A 14,907-nucleotide genomic window follows, 5' to 3' on the forward strand; every position below is an offset into this window, starting at 1 on the left:
CAAAACCACTTTCGAAGCTCTGACTTCCGATACCACCATGCACAACGATCCAATCATTGTTGTGGGCGGTGGCTTTGCTGGTTTAACAACGGCTTTAGCGCTCAGTAATCAACGACCCCGTCCGCAGTTATTACTGATTGAACCGCGTCAGCAATTTCTCTTTTTACCTCTTCTTTACGAGCTTCTCAGCGGCGAAATGAAGAGTTGGGAGGTTGCTCCCAGCTACGACAGCCTTCTTCAAGGACGACGCATTCCCCACCTGGATGACCGGGTGATATCAATCAATACAGCGCAGAAATCCCTTCAAACCAGCCGCGGCCAGGTTCTGAACTACAGCCAGCTGGTGCTCGCCACTGGCTCAGAGCCCGATGACTTTGGGATTGCAGGAGTCAAGGAGCATGCCCTCACCTTCCATTCCCTCGCTGATATTTCTCCCCTTAAAGAACGCGTTCACAGTCTTCGCAACCGAGCCTCCAAAGACGGGGCACTGGTCATCGTTGGAGCGGGTGCCACAGGCGTTGAGTTGGCTTGCAAGCTCAGCGACATGTTGGAGGGATCAGCCGCGATTCATCTCGTTGAACTAGGAGACAGCGTTCTTTCACGCTCCCGAGCCTTTAATCGTGAACAAGCGCAAAAGGCACTGGACAAAAAGGGCGTGCATCGACACCTCAACACCCGCGTGACCTCCGTATCAGCCAATGCCGTTCAGCTGCTTGAAAACGACTTACCGCAAACTCTCCACCATGACGGTTTGATCTGGACGGCAGGGACCAAACCGGTGCTGCCCACCTTGATCCCCAACCCCACCAGGGAGCGAGGGCTTCTGAGTGTTGACGATGGATTGCAACTAACGACAGATCCGAATGTTGTGGTTCTTGGGGATGTCGCCTGTCACACCGATGCAGACGCCCCTTGGCCCCGCTCTGCCCAATCGGCACTCCAGCAAGGAACGGCGGCGGCCCGAACGCTTCAGGCCATTCGCATGGGACAGGCTGTTCCCAGTTTTCACTTCCAAGATCTTGGCGAGATGCTCAGCCTTGGCAGGGGAGATGCCTCGATCACAGGCATGGGACTCACCCTCGCCGGCCCTCTCGCCTATCGCATGAGGCGACTCACATACCTCGCTCGAATGCCAGGACTCTCCCTGGGCTTGAGGTCTGCAGGCGCCTGGCTGGTTCATTCTTGAAGCAGGCTCACCTAGCAGGCCGAACCAACGGCCTACGCCCATCACTGAACCGTCAGCTTGAGCGATTGAGTCAGAGGAGGCACCCGAGCTCGAGCGGCGCCGATCCGCTCACCTTGGAACGACTGTCTGAGCTGGTGCTCGATTTAGGTCAGCCGTTGCATTTGATCGTCGATGAACGGGGACTCTGCAGACTGCTCTGGGTTGGACCCCTGAGCGAATCAGACCAATTACGCTCCCACTTACCTGGGGGGCCACGGCGGATCAAGCGACGCTGGAGGTTGATCAGCAGCCTGCAAGGAAAAGCGGGGACGGACCTGAAGCCTGATGGCAAAGATGCCGTCGTCGCCCTCGACCTCAAGCCCGACACCTGGCTTCGTTTTCAGGCCTCGCCCTCCACAGGGGGTGGGCATCTCGCCTCGCTTTGGCAACCAGATCCAGGACAGCAGTCCGGCTGGCATCAAGCCGCGCTTGGCGCGCTTAAGGAGCTCTGCGACCGTCCCGCTCCAGAGACCTCCAAAGACCTTGATTCCACTCGCCCCGCAACAGCTCCCTCTGATGTGCAAGAACGGGTCTTGCTACTCATCCTCACGGGTGCTGACACACAGCGGAGCGAAAGGGATCTAGCCGAATTAGAGGGGCTCGTTCGTAGCGCAGGTGCTCTGCCCGTTGCTGTCTGCCGGCAGCGGCAGGGACAACCCAACCCTCAGACCCTCTGGGGCACGGGAAAATTACAAGAGGCGGCGCTCGAAGCGAGACGCCATCAAGCCACCCTCGTGATCACAGATCGGGAACTCTCTCCCGTTCAAGCTCGGAATCTGGAGTTGCTCATTGACTGCCCAGTGATGGATCGCAGTGAATTGATCCTGGATATTTTTGCCCAGCGAGCGGCGAGCGCTGCTGGACGTCTGCAAGTGGAGCTCGCTCAATTGCGCTATCGACTTCCACGGCTCAAGGGCCGCGGCCTCAGCCTCTCGCGTCAAGGGGGAGGGATTGGCACGCGCGGACCCGGTGAAACCCAATTGGAAAAGGATCGCCGAGCGATCAGCCGTCGCATCGAACATCTCGGACGATCACTGCTTCAGCTGGGCGCCCATCGCGCCCGCTTGCGCGACCGCAGAGACGGCCTACCTCGCGTCGCCCTTGTTGGATATACGAATGCCGGCAAATCGTCACTTTTAAATGCGCTGTGCTGCCGCAATCCAGGGCTTGAGGTATTAGCGGAAAACAAGTTATTTGCCACGCTGGATCCCACCACTCGGAGACTCAGCCTTCCCCAAACATCAGCGGCACCGAGAGAGCTGCTGCTAACGGACACCGTGGGATTCATTCGTGAACTTCCCAAACCACTCATAGAAGCGTTCAGAGCCACGTTGGAAGAAACACGCGAGGCCGATGTGTTGCTCCTCGTGGTGGATCTCGCAGACCCCGATTGGCAGTCACAATTGGAGGCGGTTCATCAACTCTTGGATGGCCTCAGCTGTGACCAACTGCGCAAAGTGGTGGCCAATCAAATTGACCGTTGTGACGCTGCGGCGATCGAAGCGATGCGCACTCTCGAGCCGGATGTGATCTATCTATCAGCCACCGAAGGTACGGGATTGAAAGGTCTGCGAAGCTGGCTGGAAAAGCAGTTCTGGGACGGCGCACCAACCCCTGAATCCTTCACCCAACAGACGTCCTTTTCCGACCATGGCTGAGCTAAACAATGGCTGAGCTCATCTCCCAAACGCTAGGTCGACCTGGTTTAGTGCTGACGCGCAGGAGTGCTGCATTGGGCGTTTCGCCACGGGGAGGAAGGTAAGCGCAATGCCGATTCCCTACGCCATTCACCGCACTCAGGCCTGGTACCGCCGCCTCACAATTCCACAGTTCACTGTTGTGACGGGGTTACTTGTCATCGCAGCCGGCACACTGATCCTCGCGACGCCGCTGTGTTCAAGCTCCAGAGTGGGCCTTTGGGAAGCCTTCTTCACAGCCACATCAGCCGTGACCGTGACAGGGCTTTCAGTGATCGACATCCGCGAAGATCTGACCCGCCCCGGGCAAATCGTGCTGGCCATGATGATCATGGTCGGAGGCCTGGGATTGATGGCCGTCACCACGTTTCTGCAGGGGTTTGTGGTTCGCGGAACAGCTCTTCGGCGTCGCCTCGATCGTGGTCAAACCCTCGATGAGTTTGGGGTTGGGGGCGTCGGAACCACCTTTCGCGGAATTGCGCTCACCGCCGTGGTGCTGATCTTGTTTGGGGCGTTCATGCTCTACGTCTTTGGGTTCACAGACATTGCTCCTGGAGGCGAACGCCTGTGGGCAGCGCTCTTTCACAGCATTTCTGCATACAACAACGCTGGCTTTGGACTGTGGAATGACAGTCTTGAGACGTATCGCACCAACAGCACGGTCAACGCAGTGATCATGGTGTTGGTGGTCCTGGGCGGACTTGGATGGCGTGTCACCAATGACCTATGGATCAACCGTCAACGGCTAAGACGGCGTCATCTCAGCCTTCACACTCGGCTCGTTCTGCGTACCTCTGGTCTTCTGATCCTGATCGGAACCTTCGGATTAATGCTGACAGAATCACTCTCGAGGGGCCATGTGCTCACAGGGATGGGTTGGGGCGAACGGTTGATGAGCGCCCTTTTTGAATCAGTGAGTTCTAGAACCGCTGGATTCACGACGGTGCCCCTCTCTCTGAACAGCATTTCTGATTCAGGCCTGTTGTTGGTAATGACCCTGATGTTCATCGGTGCGAGTCCAGGCGGAACAGGTGGCGGGATCAAAACCACAACGGTGGCGGCCCTCATGGCCGCTACGCGCTCCACCCTTCGCGGTCACAACGATGTGGTGATTCGTCATCGACAAATCTCAGACAAAGTGGTGCTGCGCGCTCTGAGCATCACGGTTGCCTCCCTACTCTTTGTGCTGGGGATGGCTTTGTTATTGGCATTAAGCAGCAATCTCAGCGGAGAAGAACCCTTCACCTTCCTAGAGCTGATTTTTACGTGTATTTCCGCCTTTGCCACCGTTGGATTGGATCTAGGTGTCACGCGCCAACTGGCTCCTTTTGGACAGTTTGTGCTGGTGATAGGAATGTTTGTGGGACGACTGGGCATCCTTTTACTTTTAAGCGCCATTTGGGAGAGTTTTAACCGCGGACATCTACAGCGCGAGAATCGTGTTGGTTATCCCCGTGAGGATCTCTATGTCTGATCACCGATCCCTAGGAGAAATGCAGTGAGGGAGTGGTGGCATTGGTCCCAATCCAACCAGGCAGAACCTTCAAGCTTTGGGATTGTGGGCTTAGGTCGTTTCGGGAGTGCTGTCTGCAAGGAACTGATGCAAAACGGTGCTGAAGTTCTTGCTGTGGACCGTTCTTCAAAGGCCATCGAAGAACTACGCCAACTCGAGCCTTCGATCGAAGCGCGCATCGTGGACTGCACCGATGAGGAAGCGCTTCGTGAAGCGGGGATTCTCGATATGGAAACCGTGGTTGTCGCCATCAGCGAACCCATTGAAGCCAGCATCACGGCCACCCTGATTGCCAAAGACAGTGCAGGGAGCAAAGTTCGTCGCGTGATTGCAAGAGCCACCAGCGATTTGCACGAAAAAATGCTCAAGCGCGTGGGAGCTGATCGGGTGGTCTTTCCCTCCCGAATGCAGGGAGAACGCTTGGGTGTGGAATTGGTGCGCCCCAACTTGATGGAGCGGCTTGAACTCGATAAGCATCATTCAATTGAAGAGATCAAGGTCCCAGGCAGGTTCGTGGGACGCTCGCTTCGAGACCTAAACCTGCGCAAGAACTTCCGAGTGAATGTTCTTGCGGCAGGTCCTGCAAAAGAACTCATGGTCAACCCACCGGCGTCCCACGTCCTTCAAGACGGTCATGTCCTTGTGGTGATGGGTTTAACCGACGATCTCCAAGAGCTGCCAAAAACCTGAGCCATGCGCGTTCTCGGTCTGATGAGCGGCACAAGCGCCGATGGCGTGGATGCTGTCCTTGTCGAGCTCTCAGGGTCCGCCGAACATCCCCATTGGACACTGCTGCGATCAGCGTCGCTGGACTATCCAGCCTCAACACGGCAACTGATCTTGGCCGTAGGACAAGGCGAAGCCAAAACCGCGTCAACGCTCCTCAATCTTTCCGAGACGATCACCAAGATCCAGGCCGCAGCAGCTCGTCAGTGCGATCCAAAAGGACAGGCGCAGCTGGTGGGATGTCATGGCCAAACCCTCTGGCATCGCCCACCGAAAAATGCCGAAACTGGCGCACTTCAGCCCGGAGCAAGCTGGCAGATGTTGCAAGCACCCCTGCTGGCACAACTGCTGAAACGCCCTGTGATCTTTGACTTTCGGGCTGCTGATCTAGCCCTTGGAGGTCAAGGAGCACCACTTGTTCCCAAAGCTGATGCGGCCCTATTGGGACGAACCAAAGGTTGGAGAGCCTTGCTCAATTTGGGTGGCATTGCCAATCTCACCCTCATTCCACCCGACGCAGGTCCTGATCGACTCCAACCCGTCAGGGGCTGGGATTGCGGGCCTGCAAATAGCTTGATCGACCTGGCGATGGAGCAGTTCAGCGAAGGCAAGGAAAGCTGTGACGAGAGCGGCCGCCTGGCAGAGACAGGTCAATGCGATGAAGCATTGATTCTCCGCTGGCTCGCTGAGCCTTACTTCCAGCTCAGCCCCCCCAAGTCCACAGGTCGTGAACTCTTTGGAAGAGCTGATCTGACAAGGCGCCTTCAGGACATGCAAGGACAAGCGATTGCCGATCAAATCGCAACGCTCACAGCCTTCTCAGCCGCTGTCGTGGCGCAGGATCTGCAACAGCTCTCCAACCAAAACCATCCGCTCCCCATCGAGCTCTTGGTCGCTGGAGGTGGCAGTCAGAACCTCACGTTGATGCGAGAACTCACCAAACGCTGCCGAGGTCTAAGACTGCGTCGCAGCGACGAGTTAAGACTTCCCAGTCAAAGCCGCGAAGCCATGGTGTTTGCTCTTTTGGCGTGGTGGCATCACTTGGGATATCCAGGGAATGCACCAGCGATTACGGGTGCAGAGCACGAGGCCGTCCTCGGAGTACGCGTCAATCCGGCTTGATCTCGGATTAATTCGGGCGGTGAAGCCTGACCCGACGCGGTGCGCCCCGCAACCGCCCGGTTTGCTTCGACTCCAGGGCGTTGCGCAATTGCTCCGTTGACGCCTGATGTGCGTCCGCAACGGGAGCCGAAGCCTGCCTGTCGCCTCCCTGTTCGTACCGCTGAACCCCTTGCTGAATCAACACTTTGGCCATGTTGCTGACCGTGCGCGATTCATCCTCAGCCAATGCAGTCAAGCGGAGGCAAAGATCTTCGGGGAGCACCACCTGAATACGAGGTGACTTTGGCTTCCCACTGGATGAATTTTGGCGAGTGGCCACGACCCAGAAAGAGGCAGAGCTACTTAAAAGTGTACAGAGATGCGCAAGGGTAGTATCCAGCACTATGCTGCTGTCATTGATCAGATCTCTGATCCATCTGCAGGCCAGGCCCTCGGCCGACCCATTCCAGGAGTGCCATGCCCCATTCCCAAAGCCCGGACGTCAGCTCCCCCCAGCTACCAAGCCGCAGCAAGCCGGTCGCTCGTCAAAGCAATCGCCAAGGCAACGAACCTCGAAAGAAGCGACGCCCGAGCCGCACCCCTGAGAACAGCGAGGTGCTCGTCTCGGCTGTCATCAGCACCTATCTGCTCACCCATCTTCATCACGTGCTCCAACGCGCTGAATATGGCGCCGTTCAAGACGGACGCCGATCGCAAGCAGCGAATTACGCCCAACTGCGCAAAGTGCTTTGCATGGACGCTCGCAGCATGGAAGACGCCTCAGCCTCCGGTCTCAAGGCGACAGAGCTCGACCAAGCGGCATAAGGAGCGGCATGGGGAAGGGATGGCAGTTCGTGATGGCGTGAATAAGGTTTCGTCAGAAGCATCACGATCATGTCCAACGCAGCTGCTCTGTACGCACGCATTGAGAATGATCGAGACCTCAGCAAGGGATTGTTCAGGCAGGCACTTCAAAATCCTTCTGGAGCCCTCGATTCCATCTGTGAAATCGGCAATCAACTCAACTTGCCTGTCACGCTCCAAGAGGTGAAGGATCACCTCAATAGCCTCGACGACGAGATCACCAAGCAATGGCTGATCAAGGCGAGGGGAGGGCTTTGATTTCAGCTGCTTCCAGCGAGTCTTTGGATGTCCTGGATTGATCAGAAATGGATTGATCAGAGGGCGCTAAGACTGGCTTGGGTGTCGAACGTTCTCGCACTCCTCCTCCTCCTGCCCAGCTAAAAAACAACCAATAACTAATCACGGCAAGACCGGCTGCCACCACAAGGGCCGTGACCTGCTCCAGTCTTCGCATTGAGCCTGCTCCCAGCTCCAGCAGTCTGCCTGGAAACCTCGACACGGGATGATGGGATTTCCCTGCCTCCACTCCGTGCTGCGACTTGAGCGAGTCGGCAAGATTTATCCCACCGGAGAAGTTCTGCGGGATGTGACCTGGGAGGTCAAACCCGGTGACCGTATCGGCCTCGTTGGCGTGAATGGGGCAGGGAAGTCAACTCAGCTCAGGCTGATTGCTGGCATGGAAGAAGCCAGCAGTGGGCAAGTCGTGAAACAAGGTGAGCCAAGAATCGCTTACCTGCAGCAAGAATTCGATGTTGACCCCAGCCGCACGGTCCGCGAAGAGCTGTTTCAAGCCTTTGGGGAGGCCGCCATTGTGCTGGACAAACAAAAAAAAGTTGAATTGGAGATGGGGTCAGACCGCGCAGCGGCAGACCCCGATCATCTTGATGAGCTCATTCACGAACTAGGGCGACTGCAGACCCGATTTGAAGGACTGCATGGCTATGAGCTCGATGCACGCATCGACAAACTTCTCCCAACCATCGGGTTCAAACTCGATGAGGCAGACCGCCTGGTTTCGGATTACTCCGGTGGCTGGCAAATGCGCATAGCACTGGGGAAAATCCTCTTACAAGACCCTGATCTTCTTCTGTTAGACGAGCCAACCAACCATCTCGATGTCGAAACGATTCAGTGGCTCGAGGGATATCTCATCGAACAAAAAGCTGCACTGGTCGTCATCAGTCATGACCGCACGTTTCTGGATCGCGTCTGCAATCAAATTGTGAGTACTGAGCGAGGTGTGTCGAGGGCGTACTTAGGCAATTACACCTCGCACCTCGAGCAAAAAGCACTCGAGAAAGAGGCCTCACAAGCAGCTTTTGAACGGCAGCAGAAAGAGATCGCAACCCAACAGGCCTATATCGATCGATTCCGTGCCAGTGCAACGCGCAGCACCCAGGCAAAAAGCCGAGAAAAACAGCTGGACAAGGTGGAGAGGGTTGATGCCCCGGTTGAGTCAGTGGGTGGACCCAGCTTCCGCTTCCCCCCGGCACCACGATCTGGCGCTCAGGTCGCTGTGATCGAAAACATGACCCATTGCTACGGGGAAAATATCCTTTTCATGGAAGCTGATCTCGAAATCGAGAGAGGTGATCGGATCGCCTTTGTTGGTCCTAACGGAGCCGGAAAGTCCACGCTGCTCCGATTGATCATGGGGGTCGAAACTCCCGAAGAAGGGTCAGCAAGGCTCGGGGAACACAACGTCATTGCCAGCTATTTCGAACAAAACCAAGCCGAAGCCCTCGATCTCAACAAGACGGTGATCGAAACCATGTTCGAAGCCGTTCCTGATTGGACGCAAACTCAAGTGCGCTCATTGCTGGGGAGTTTCTGTTTCAGCAATGACAGTGTTTTTAAAGACGTTGGCAAACTTAGTGGCGGAGAGAAAGCACGTCTTGCTCTGGCTCTGATGTTGCTCAGTCCCTGCAATTTGCTGGTTCTCGATGAACCAACAAACCATCTCGACATCCCCGCCAAACAGATGCTTGAAGATGCACTATGCGCCTACGAGGGAGCCGCTTTATTGGTATCGCATGACCGTTATTTCATCTCACGTGTAGCGAACAGGATCGTGGAAATTCGCGACGGAGAACTTGTGGTCTATCGCGGAAATTACGCGTACTACCAAGAGAAAAAGGTCGAGGAAAAGGCCGAAGCGGAGGCAAACCGGCTGAGTGCTGAGAAAGAAGCCAAGCGCAAAGCGAACACCGCCAAGCAAAAACAGCGGGCCTCTCGCAAAAAGAACGCTGCGTAGCAAAGCATCTCGGCGATCGCAAGACGAAACTTCACACTTGTTTAGGCAGGAAGACTCATTTCCCTTTACCAGTCCAGACGGTGTGGATAGGCTGACATCACTGATCCCCAGTCGGCCATGAACAACACGCAATCACGTCATGTCACTCCCGCTGGAACCCCCGCGTCCATGACTGAAAGCGCTGAGCATGCCCAGACCTGGGACGCGGTTGAAACCTACTTCGAGTGCATCACAACATGCTCCCTCGATGATGGGGAATGCATCACACAGTGCGTAGAACAACTCAAAGACACCGATAGCTAACGAACAGCATTGAGATAACTATCGACGCAAAGATGTCATCTCAACAGGTGTAATTGAAAGCGTAATACGTTGACCAGAACGCATCACATCAAGAGTTAAAGGACGATCCACGCCATGCCTATCAACCGCTGAAACAACTTCAGCGGGATTGTTAATGGATTTTCCATCGATCGACACGATCACATCGTTGACGCGCAAGTTTCCACGATCTGCAGGGCCACCCGGCACAACGGATCGAACCACAGCTCCAGGAGGAGCACTCGATCCTGGTGTGGGAGCAGGAACCGTTGAAAGGCCGACACCCACCATGGGATGACTCGCCCTTCCCTGCTTAACGAGCTGACTGGCGATCGACCGTGCCCTGTTGATGGGAATTGCGAAACCGAGGCCAGCCCCTGGTCCTGAGCGCACGAGGGTATTGATCCCAATGACATCACCACGGGCGTTCAACAGCGGGCCACCCGAATTACCAGGATTGATCGCAGCGTCTGTCTGGATGAGATCCAGACGCTTTCCTGAAATGCCCAGTTGAGACATGTTGCGATTGAGGTTGCTGACAATCCCCATCGTCACTGTGTTTTCAAGACCGTATGGATTTCCTACAGCGATCGCCCAATCCCCCACCTGAAGACGATCTGAGTTGCCCAAGGGAGCCGTAGGCCATGGCCCTCTGGTTTCCAACTGCACCACTGCCAGGTCCGTCAGCGAGTCTTGTCCAATCACCCGACCAGCAACACGTCTGCCATCAGGCAGTCCCACCATCACGCGATCCGCATTCTCCACAACATGAGCGTTGGTCAGGACCAACCCTTGTTCATCAAAAATCACCCCGCTGCCCTGCCCGCGCTCGACCCGTGAACGCGGGGCCGTTTGAGATTGCAACCCAAAAAAACGGCGCAGGAATGGATCCGCCATCACGCTCCGAGGAAGCCCATTTCCACCAGCCGTCCGGACCGTTCGCTGTGTTTCAAGTGTGACAACAGCCGGTCCACTGCGTGCAACGGCTTGCGCAACGAACGATTTTGGTGCGACAGCCTGTGGGGGAGCCGATGCGAAGGCTCGCGGCGGTTGCATCAACATCCCTGGAACGGTTAGCGCACCAGCGCAAACCAGGGGAAGCAAAGGATTAAACACCGCCATGTCCCTATGTCATCAATGATCTGAGTCAACGTGACCGTAAGCAGTGAATCCCTACAAAAACAGACCCATTTCCAGTGATTTCATGACTGGATGCGACCAGGGTCCACAAAATCAGCGTCCCTATGTCCAAAAAGAGCGATGATGCATGGGATGGTTCGGCCCATCTCCGAGTTCAGCGGTGATTGCCATGCTCAGTAGCCTGTTTCCTCTCATCTATGGACTGATCTTCATCGTCCTGTTGTGGCAAGCCTTTCGCGTCATGGGACGCGGATTCAACGCTGCCGGCAAACCCCTTGTCGCGGAACAAGTCGACCGGACAGGTCGCCTGACGATTCATCCAGAGCTCCTTGATGGAGAAGGTCGTCTCACAGAAGAGGATCTTTTGACTGTGCGATTTGGCGGAGATAGTGAGCCTCCAAATCCAACGGCGAAGCCCGGTGAATAGGTTGGGTTAATGGCAACTGCTTAAGTTGCTCGATTGACTCGTAGAGGGGACTCCTAGGTGGACCAACGAACACGGATTGTGGCGGCGGTAATTAAATCCGTGAAACTGCCACCCCGCTTCCGCTTAAGGCTGATGAAAGAAGATCCTGTTCGGCTTGAGCTCAGCCTGACTCCTGCCTACGGGAAAGATCCCATTCAGGTAGGGCTGGTGGAATCGTTGGATTTAGTGGCGCGACGAGATCGTGAAGGCCGCATTCCACGAGACCTACAAGGCACCTGGGACTGGACCGTGCGTCATGGCGATGTCAGCACCGGCGGCTGGAATCCCTATCTCAAAGAAGCGCTGCAAACAATGTTCGAAACAGGACTCCCCGCCATCGTTTACGAGGAGCTGACGGGGGAGGAATACCACCCGGTTGACGGCGCACGGCACATTCGCTGACGTCTGAGTTTGGAGAAGTTGTGAAGCACTGCAACCAGGGAGTGAGAATCCTCCCTGAGCTCAGCTAAACATGAATTCAAACCGGCCTTAAGGATTTCTTCATGGCCTCCATTCCTGTTCGCGTTGGTTCACTGGTGCGCCTCTTGGCTGCCTTCGGAGCCCTCAGCAGCATTTTGCTCGTTGGGATGATCAACTTTTTCAGCTAAGGGCGAGAGGCGTTGGGCGAGTACCCGATTGATCCCTTACTACCAAGACTGCGGGCCAGTCTTGTTCCAGGTGCCACGGTCTTACTGCAGTCCCCGCCAGGTGCGGGCAAGACAACGCGGGTGCCCTTGGCACTTCTTGGGGAAATTGCGGGGACGGAGCCTCTTCCGGGTCGCTCCCTGATGCTTGAGCCCAGGCGGCTTGCGGCAAGGGCTGCCGCAACCAGGCTCGCGCTCAGCCTGAACGAACCGATTGGCGAGCGGGTGGGCTATTCCGTGCGGCACGAGCAAAAGCGCTCCTCTCGCACGCGGATGGAAGCGATGACGGATGGCCTCTTCCTCCGTCGACTGCAAAACGATCCCGAGCTCACAGGGATTAACTGCGTGATCTTTGATGAATTCCATGAGCGCAGTCGAAACAGTGAATTAGCGCTTGCGTTGGTTCGGGAAGCGCAGGAACTGCTCAGGCCAGATCTTTGCCTGCTGCTGATGTCGGCCACGCTGGATCTCACCAACCTGCGCGCCCAATTACCTCATGCGCAGGTCCTCACGAGCGAAGGGAAGGCCTTCCCTGTTGAGACGCAACACCTCTCGCCCCGACCGAATGAACCTCTCGAGGCGCGCGTTCTACGAGCGATTGAGCAGGAGATCGCCCACCTGCTGATCACTGAAGAAAGTCGCAATCATCCGCCCACCGTCTTGGTTTTTTTACCTGGATTAGGGGAGATCGAACGTTGCCGGCAACGTTTACTCAAGTCAGGCTTGCTGAGCCAATGGGAGGTCATCGCTCTGCATGGAAGGCAATCCCTCGCTGAGCAGGGGAGAGCCCTAAAACCTTGCAACCACAAGCACGACGGACGCGTGATTTTGGCAACGTCCATCGCTGAAAGCTCCCTCACTCTGGATGGTGTTCGCCTTGTGATCGATTGCGGACTCACGCGACACACCCAATTTGATCCTGGAACCGGAATGGAGGGACTGATCACAGTGCCAGCCAGTCAGGCCAGTGCTGATCAGCGGCGAGGCCGTGCTGGACGCCAAAACGCTGGTCGTTGCATCAGGCTCTGGTCTCCTGCCGAACAGCAACGAAGGCCAGCCCATGACATCCCTGAATTGCAGCGAGCTGACCCTCAACCCACCGTTCTTGATCTTGCACTCTGGGGTGCTGGTCTAGGCGAATCTTTGCCGTGGCTGGAGCCCCCTCCGAGGGCCGCACTTCAGGAAGGCCGACGGCAATTGATTGAGCTGGGAGCACTAACTCCAGAGGGACGTCCCACGGACACCGGGCAGAAATTGGCTCGATTTGGTGCCCATCCGCGCCTGGGATTGCTTCTTCTGAAAGCGCGTGCCATGGGGAGACCACAACTAGGAGCCGATCTCGCTTCCATCCTCAATGAGCGCGATCTATTAAGCCACAACAACCACGGCAGCGACCTCTGGGCTCGCATGCTCTTGCTCCGAGACCACCGGAGCTCAACACGAATTTCAGGGGATCGGGCAGCAGCCGATCGCCTCAGGACAGTCCTCGATCAGAGCCGTCGTTGGGTTCAACAACTTGGTCAATTCGAACAGGAGCAAGCGCCCCAAACCATTGAGGCCACAGACGAGCAACTCGCAGCACAGCTGATTGCAACAGCTTTTCCAGAATGGATTGCAGTGGCCCGTCCAGGACAACGCGGACAATTTCTGCTGCGCCAAGGGCGCGGTGCGGCTCTGCAGGTCAGCGATCCACTCGATGGAGCTGAGGCACTTGCGATTGCACAGCTTGACCTCGGTGACACGAGAGCCAAGATCCGTTTAGCGCTACCCCTGACACATCAGTGGGTTAGGGACCTTGCAGATCAAAAAGGTCACTGGCAAGAGCGTGTGCTGTGGGACGAGCTAACCAAGCGGATCAGAGCTGAACGGGTCTTGCAGCTTGGTGCGCTGGAACTCGAGCGACAGCCTCAACAACATGCGTCTTATGAACAAAGCCGGGACGTCTTGGTCAAGCAACTCAGCAAGGATGGCCTGTCGGCACTGCCCTGGAGCCAGCGAACGGAACAACTTCGCAGTCGTCTCGCTTTAGCCCACCATCAGCTAGGGAAGCCGTGGCCGCTACGCAACCTTCAACACCTGGTAAAGCATCCAGACTCCTGGATTGGAGACACTTTGATGGGTTGCAGAGGCTGGGACGACGTCAAGGAAGAGCAACTGATGGAAGCTCTTTGGGGTGATCTCACCTGGTCGAACCGGCAGCAACTCGATCAGCTCTTACCAACGCAGATCAAAATCCCATCAGGGCGCAATGCAGCACTGGATTATCAAAACGACGACATTGTGCTGTCGGTCAAGCTGCAAGAAATGTTTGGCTGCCTTGAGGGACCTGCTGTTTTAAATGGCCAACTCCTCGTGACCATTGAATTGTTATCACCCGCAGGACGCCCGCTTCAACGCACCCGAGACCTCGCTGGGTTTTGGCAGGGAAGCTACCAACAGGTGCGAAAGGAAATGCGTGGTCGCTATCCAAAGCATCCATGGCCAAAGGATCCAGCCATTGCCGAACCCACCGCAAAAAGGAAGCCACACCCTTGAGGTGCTCATCGCATCCCTATAAATGTATCCGAAGAAACAGTCAAGAGATCGCTACGGTTTGTTACGATGCATGAGTAACGGAGTTTCACATGTCTGACAACACAGCCCGCTTTGGATTCGTAAATTTTGCAGAAACCTGGAATGGCCGTCTTGCCATGCTTGGTTTCGTCATCGGACTTGGCACCGAGCTTCTCACCGGTCAGGGCATCCTGACTCAGGTTGGCCTCGGTTGATTCGGCCGCTGCTGGGGATGAGTCCCAGCTTTTGATCCCATCATTCATTTGATGGGATTTTTTAATGGGATCCACCCGTTAGTCCAAACTGGTGAGACTCGCGTCGTTAGCAATGCTTCCCTTCTTTGCTAGCAGTCGCCGTGAAGGCGCCAGGCTGCTGAGCAGCATGCTCGTTTTCTTAGCCATCG

General features: G+C 56.1%; 16 protein-coding genes. 13 read left to right on the plus strand and 3 right to left on the minus strand.

The genetic code is table 11. From position 1 onward, the window contains the following. Positions 1 to 37: 37 nt before the first annotated feature. From SynSYN20_RS12500 to SynSYN20_RS12520, 5 genes are all read left to right on the plus strand, one after another. Positions 38 to 1,186: an NAD(P)/FAD-dependent oxidoreductase gene (locus SynSYN20_RS12500; protein WP_186523926.1), complete on the plus strand. Its 1,149-nt coding sequence runs from the start codon at positions 38 to 40 to the stop codon at positions 1,184 to 1,186. Next, positions 1,183 to 2,883 carry a GTPase HflX gene (gene hflX, locus SynSYN20_RS12505; RefSeq protein WP_186523927.1) on the plus strand — a complete coding sequence of 567 codons (1,701 nt, stop codon included), beginning with the start codon at positions 1,183 to 1,185 and terminating at the stop codon, positions 2,881 to 2,883. Before SynSYN20_RS12500 ends, hflX begins: the two co-directional genes overlap by 4 nt. 109 nt (positions 2,884 to 2,992) lie before the next feature. Then, the gene (locus SynSYN20_RS12510; RefSeq protein ID WP_186523928.1) at positions 2,993 to 4,396 is read left to right on the plus strand and encodes a TrkH family potassium uptake protein; all 1,404 of its coding nucleotides are present in this window, start codon (positions 2,993 to 2,995) and stop codon (positions 4,394 to 4,396) included. 24 nt (positions 4,397 to 4,420) lie between these two features. Next, a complete protein-coding gene (locus tag SynSYN20_RS12515; RefSeq protein ID WP_186523929.1) occupies positions 4,421 to 5,125 on the plus strand; it encodes a TrkA family potassium uptake protein in 705 nt (234 codons plus the stop codon). A gap of 3 nt (positions 5,126 to 5,128) precedes the next feature. After that, entirely contained in the window at positions 5,129 to 6,283 is a 1,155-nt protein-coding gene (locus tag SynSYN20_RS12520) for an anhydro-N-acetylmuramic acid kinase (protein WP_186523930.1), read from the plus strand. A 7-nt stretch (positions 6,284 to 6,290) separates the two neighbouring features. Here SynSYN20_RS12520 and SynSYN20_RS12525 read toward each other — a convergent pair whose 3' ends face one another. Beyond that, positions 6,291 to 6,602 (minus strand): hypothetical protein, encoded by a 312-nt coding sequence (locus SynSYN20_RS12525; protein WP_186523931.1) that lies wholly within the window; start codon positions 6,600 to 6,602, stop codon positions 6,291 to 6,293. 137 nt (positions 6,603 to 6,739) lie between these two features. Here SynSYN20_RS12525 and SynSYN20_RS12530 point away from each other — a divergent pair, with 137 nt between their 5' ends. Beyond that, the gene (locus tag SynSYN20_RS12530; protein ID WP_186523932.1) at positions 6,740 to 7,087 is read left to right on the plus strand and encodes a hypothetical protein; all 348 of its coding nucleotides are present in this window, start codon (positions 6,740 to 6,742) and stop codon (positions 7,085 to 7,087) included. A 69-nt stretch (positions 7,088 to 7,156) separates the two neighbouring features. After that, the gene (locus tag SynSYN20_RS12535) at positions 7,157 to 7,384 is read left to right on the plus strand and encodes a hypothetical protein (protein ID WP_006854525.1); all 228 of its coding nucleotides are present in this window, start codon (positions 7,157 to 7,159) and stop codon (positions 7,382 to 7,384) included. Here SynSYN20_RS12535 and SynSYN20_RS12540 read toward each other — a convergent pair. Then, positions 7,362 to 7,625 (minus strand): hypothetical protein, encoded by a 264-nt coding sequence (locus tag SynSYN20_RS12540; protein ID WP_255476273.1) that lies wholly within the window; start codon positions 7,623 to 7,625, stop codon positions 7,362 to 7,364. The genes SynSYN20_RS12535 and SynSYN20_RS12540 overlap by 23 nt on opposite strands. Positions 7,626 to 7,631: 6 nt before the next feature. Here SynSYN20_RS12540 and SynSYN20_RS12545 point away from each other — a divergent pair, with 6 nt between their 5' ends. Together SynSYN20_RS12545 and SynSYN20_RS12550 are read left to right on the plus strand one after the other, a co-directional pair. Then, the gene (locus SynSYN20_RS12545) at positions 7,632 to 9,380 is read left to right on the plus strand and encodes an ATP-binding cassette domain-containing protein (RefSeq protein ID WP_255476274.1); all 1,749 of its coding nucleotides are present in this window, start codon (positions 7,632 to 7,634) and stop codon (positions 9,378 to 9,380) included. Between the two features lie 117 nt (positions 9,381 to 9,497). After that, positions 9,498 to 9,683 carry a hypothetical protein gene (locus tag SynSYN20_RS12550; protein WP_186525744.1) on the plus strand — a complete coding sequence of 62 codons (186 nt, stop codon included), beginning with the start codon at positions 9,498 to 9,500 and terminating at the stop codon, positions 9,681 to 9,683. Between the two features lie 18 nt (positions 9,684 to 9,701). Here the strand turns inward: SynSYN20_RS12550 and SynSYN20_RS12555 are convergent, their stop codons facing one another. Further along, positions 9,702 to 10,763, minus strand: a complete 1,062-nt coding sequence (locus tag SynSYN20_RS12555; RefSeq protein ID WP_255476429.1) for a trypsin-like peptidase domain-containing protein — start codon at positions 10,761 to 10,763, stop codon at positions 9,702 to 9,704. Positions 10,764 to 11,010: 247 nt separating this feature from the next. On the opposite strand from SynSYN20_RS12555, the gene SynSYN20_RS12560 reads away from it, so the two are divergent. From SynSYN20_RS12560 to SynSYN20_RS12575, 4 genes are all read left to right on the plus strand, one after another. Continuing rightward, positions 11,011 to 11,268 (plus strand): DUF2973 domain-containing protein, encoded by a 258-nt coding sequence (locus SynSYN20_RS12560; RefSeq protein ID WP_186525645.1) that lies wholly within the window; start codon positions 11,011 to 11,013, stop codon positions 11,266 to 11,268. A gap of 57 nt (positions 11,269 to 11,325) precedes the next feature. Then, on the plus strand, positions 11,326 to 11,709 hold the full coding sequence (locus tag SynSYN20_RS12565; protein ID WP_186523934.1) for a hypothetical protein: 384 nt from the start codon (positions 11,326 to 11,328) through the stop codon (positions 11,707 to 11,709). Positions 11,710 to 11,927: 218 nt separating this feature from the next. Further along, positions 11,928 to 14,486, plus strand: a complete 2,559-nt coding sequence (gene hrpB / locus SynSYN20_RS12570; protein ID WP_186523935.1) for an ATP-dependent helicase HrpB — start codon at positions 11,928 to 11,930, stop codon at positions 14,484 to 14,486. 89 nt (positions 14,487 to 14,575) lie between these two features. Next, positions 14,576 to 14,719, plus strand: coding sequence for a chlorophyll a/b-binding protein (locus tag SynSYN20_RS12575; RefSeq protein WP_186523936.1), 144 nt, complete (start codon positions 14,576 to 14,578; stop codon positions 14,717 to 14,719). Positions 14,720 to 14,907: the final 188 nt, after the last annotated feature.

Origin of the sequence: Synechococcus sp. SYN20 (assembly GCF_014279555.1) — a bacterium.
In the GTDB taxonomy this organism is placed as follows: Bacteria; Cyanobacteriota; Cyanobacteriia; order PCC-6307; family Cyanobiaceae; genus Synechococcus_C.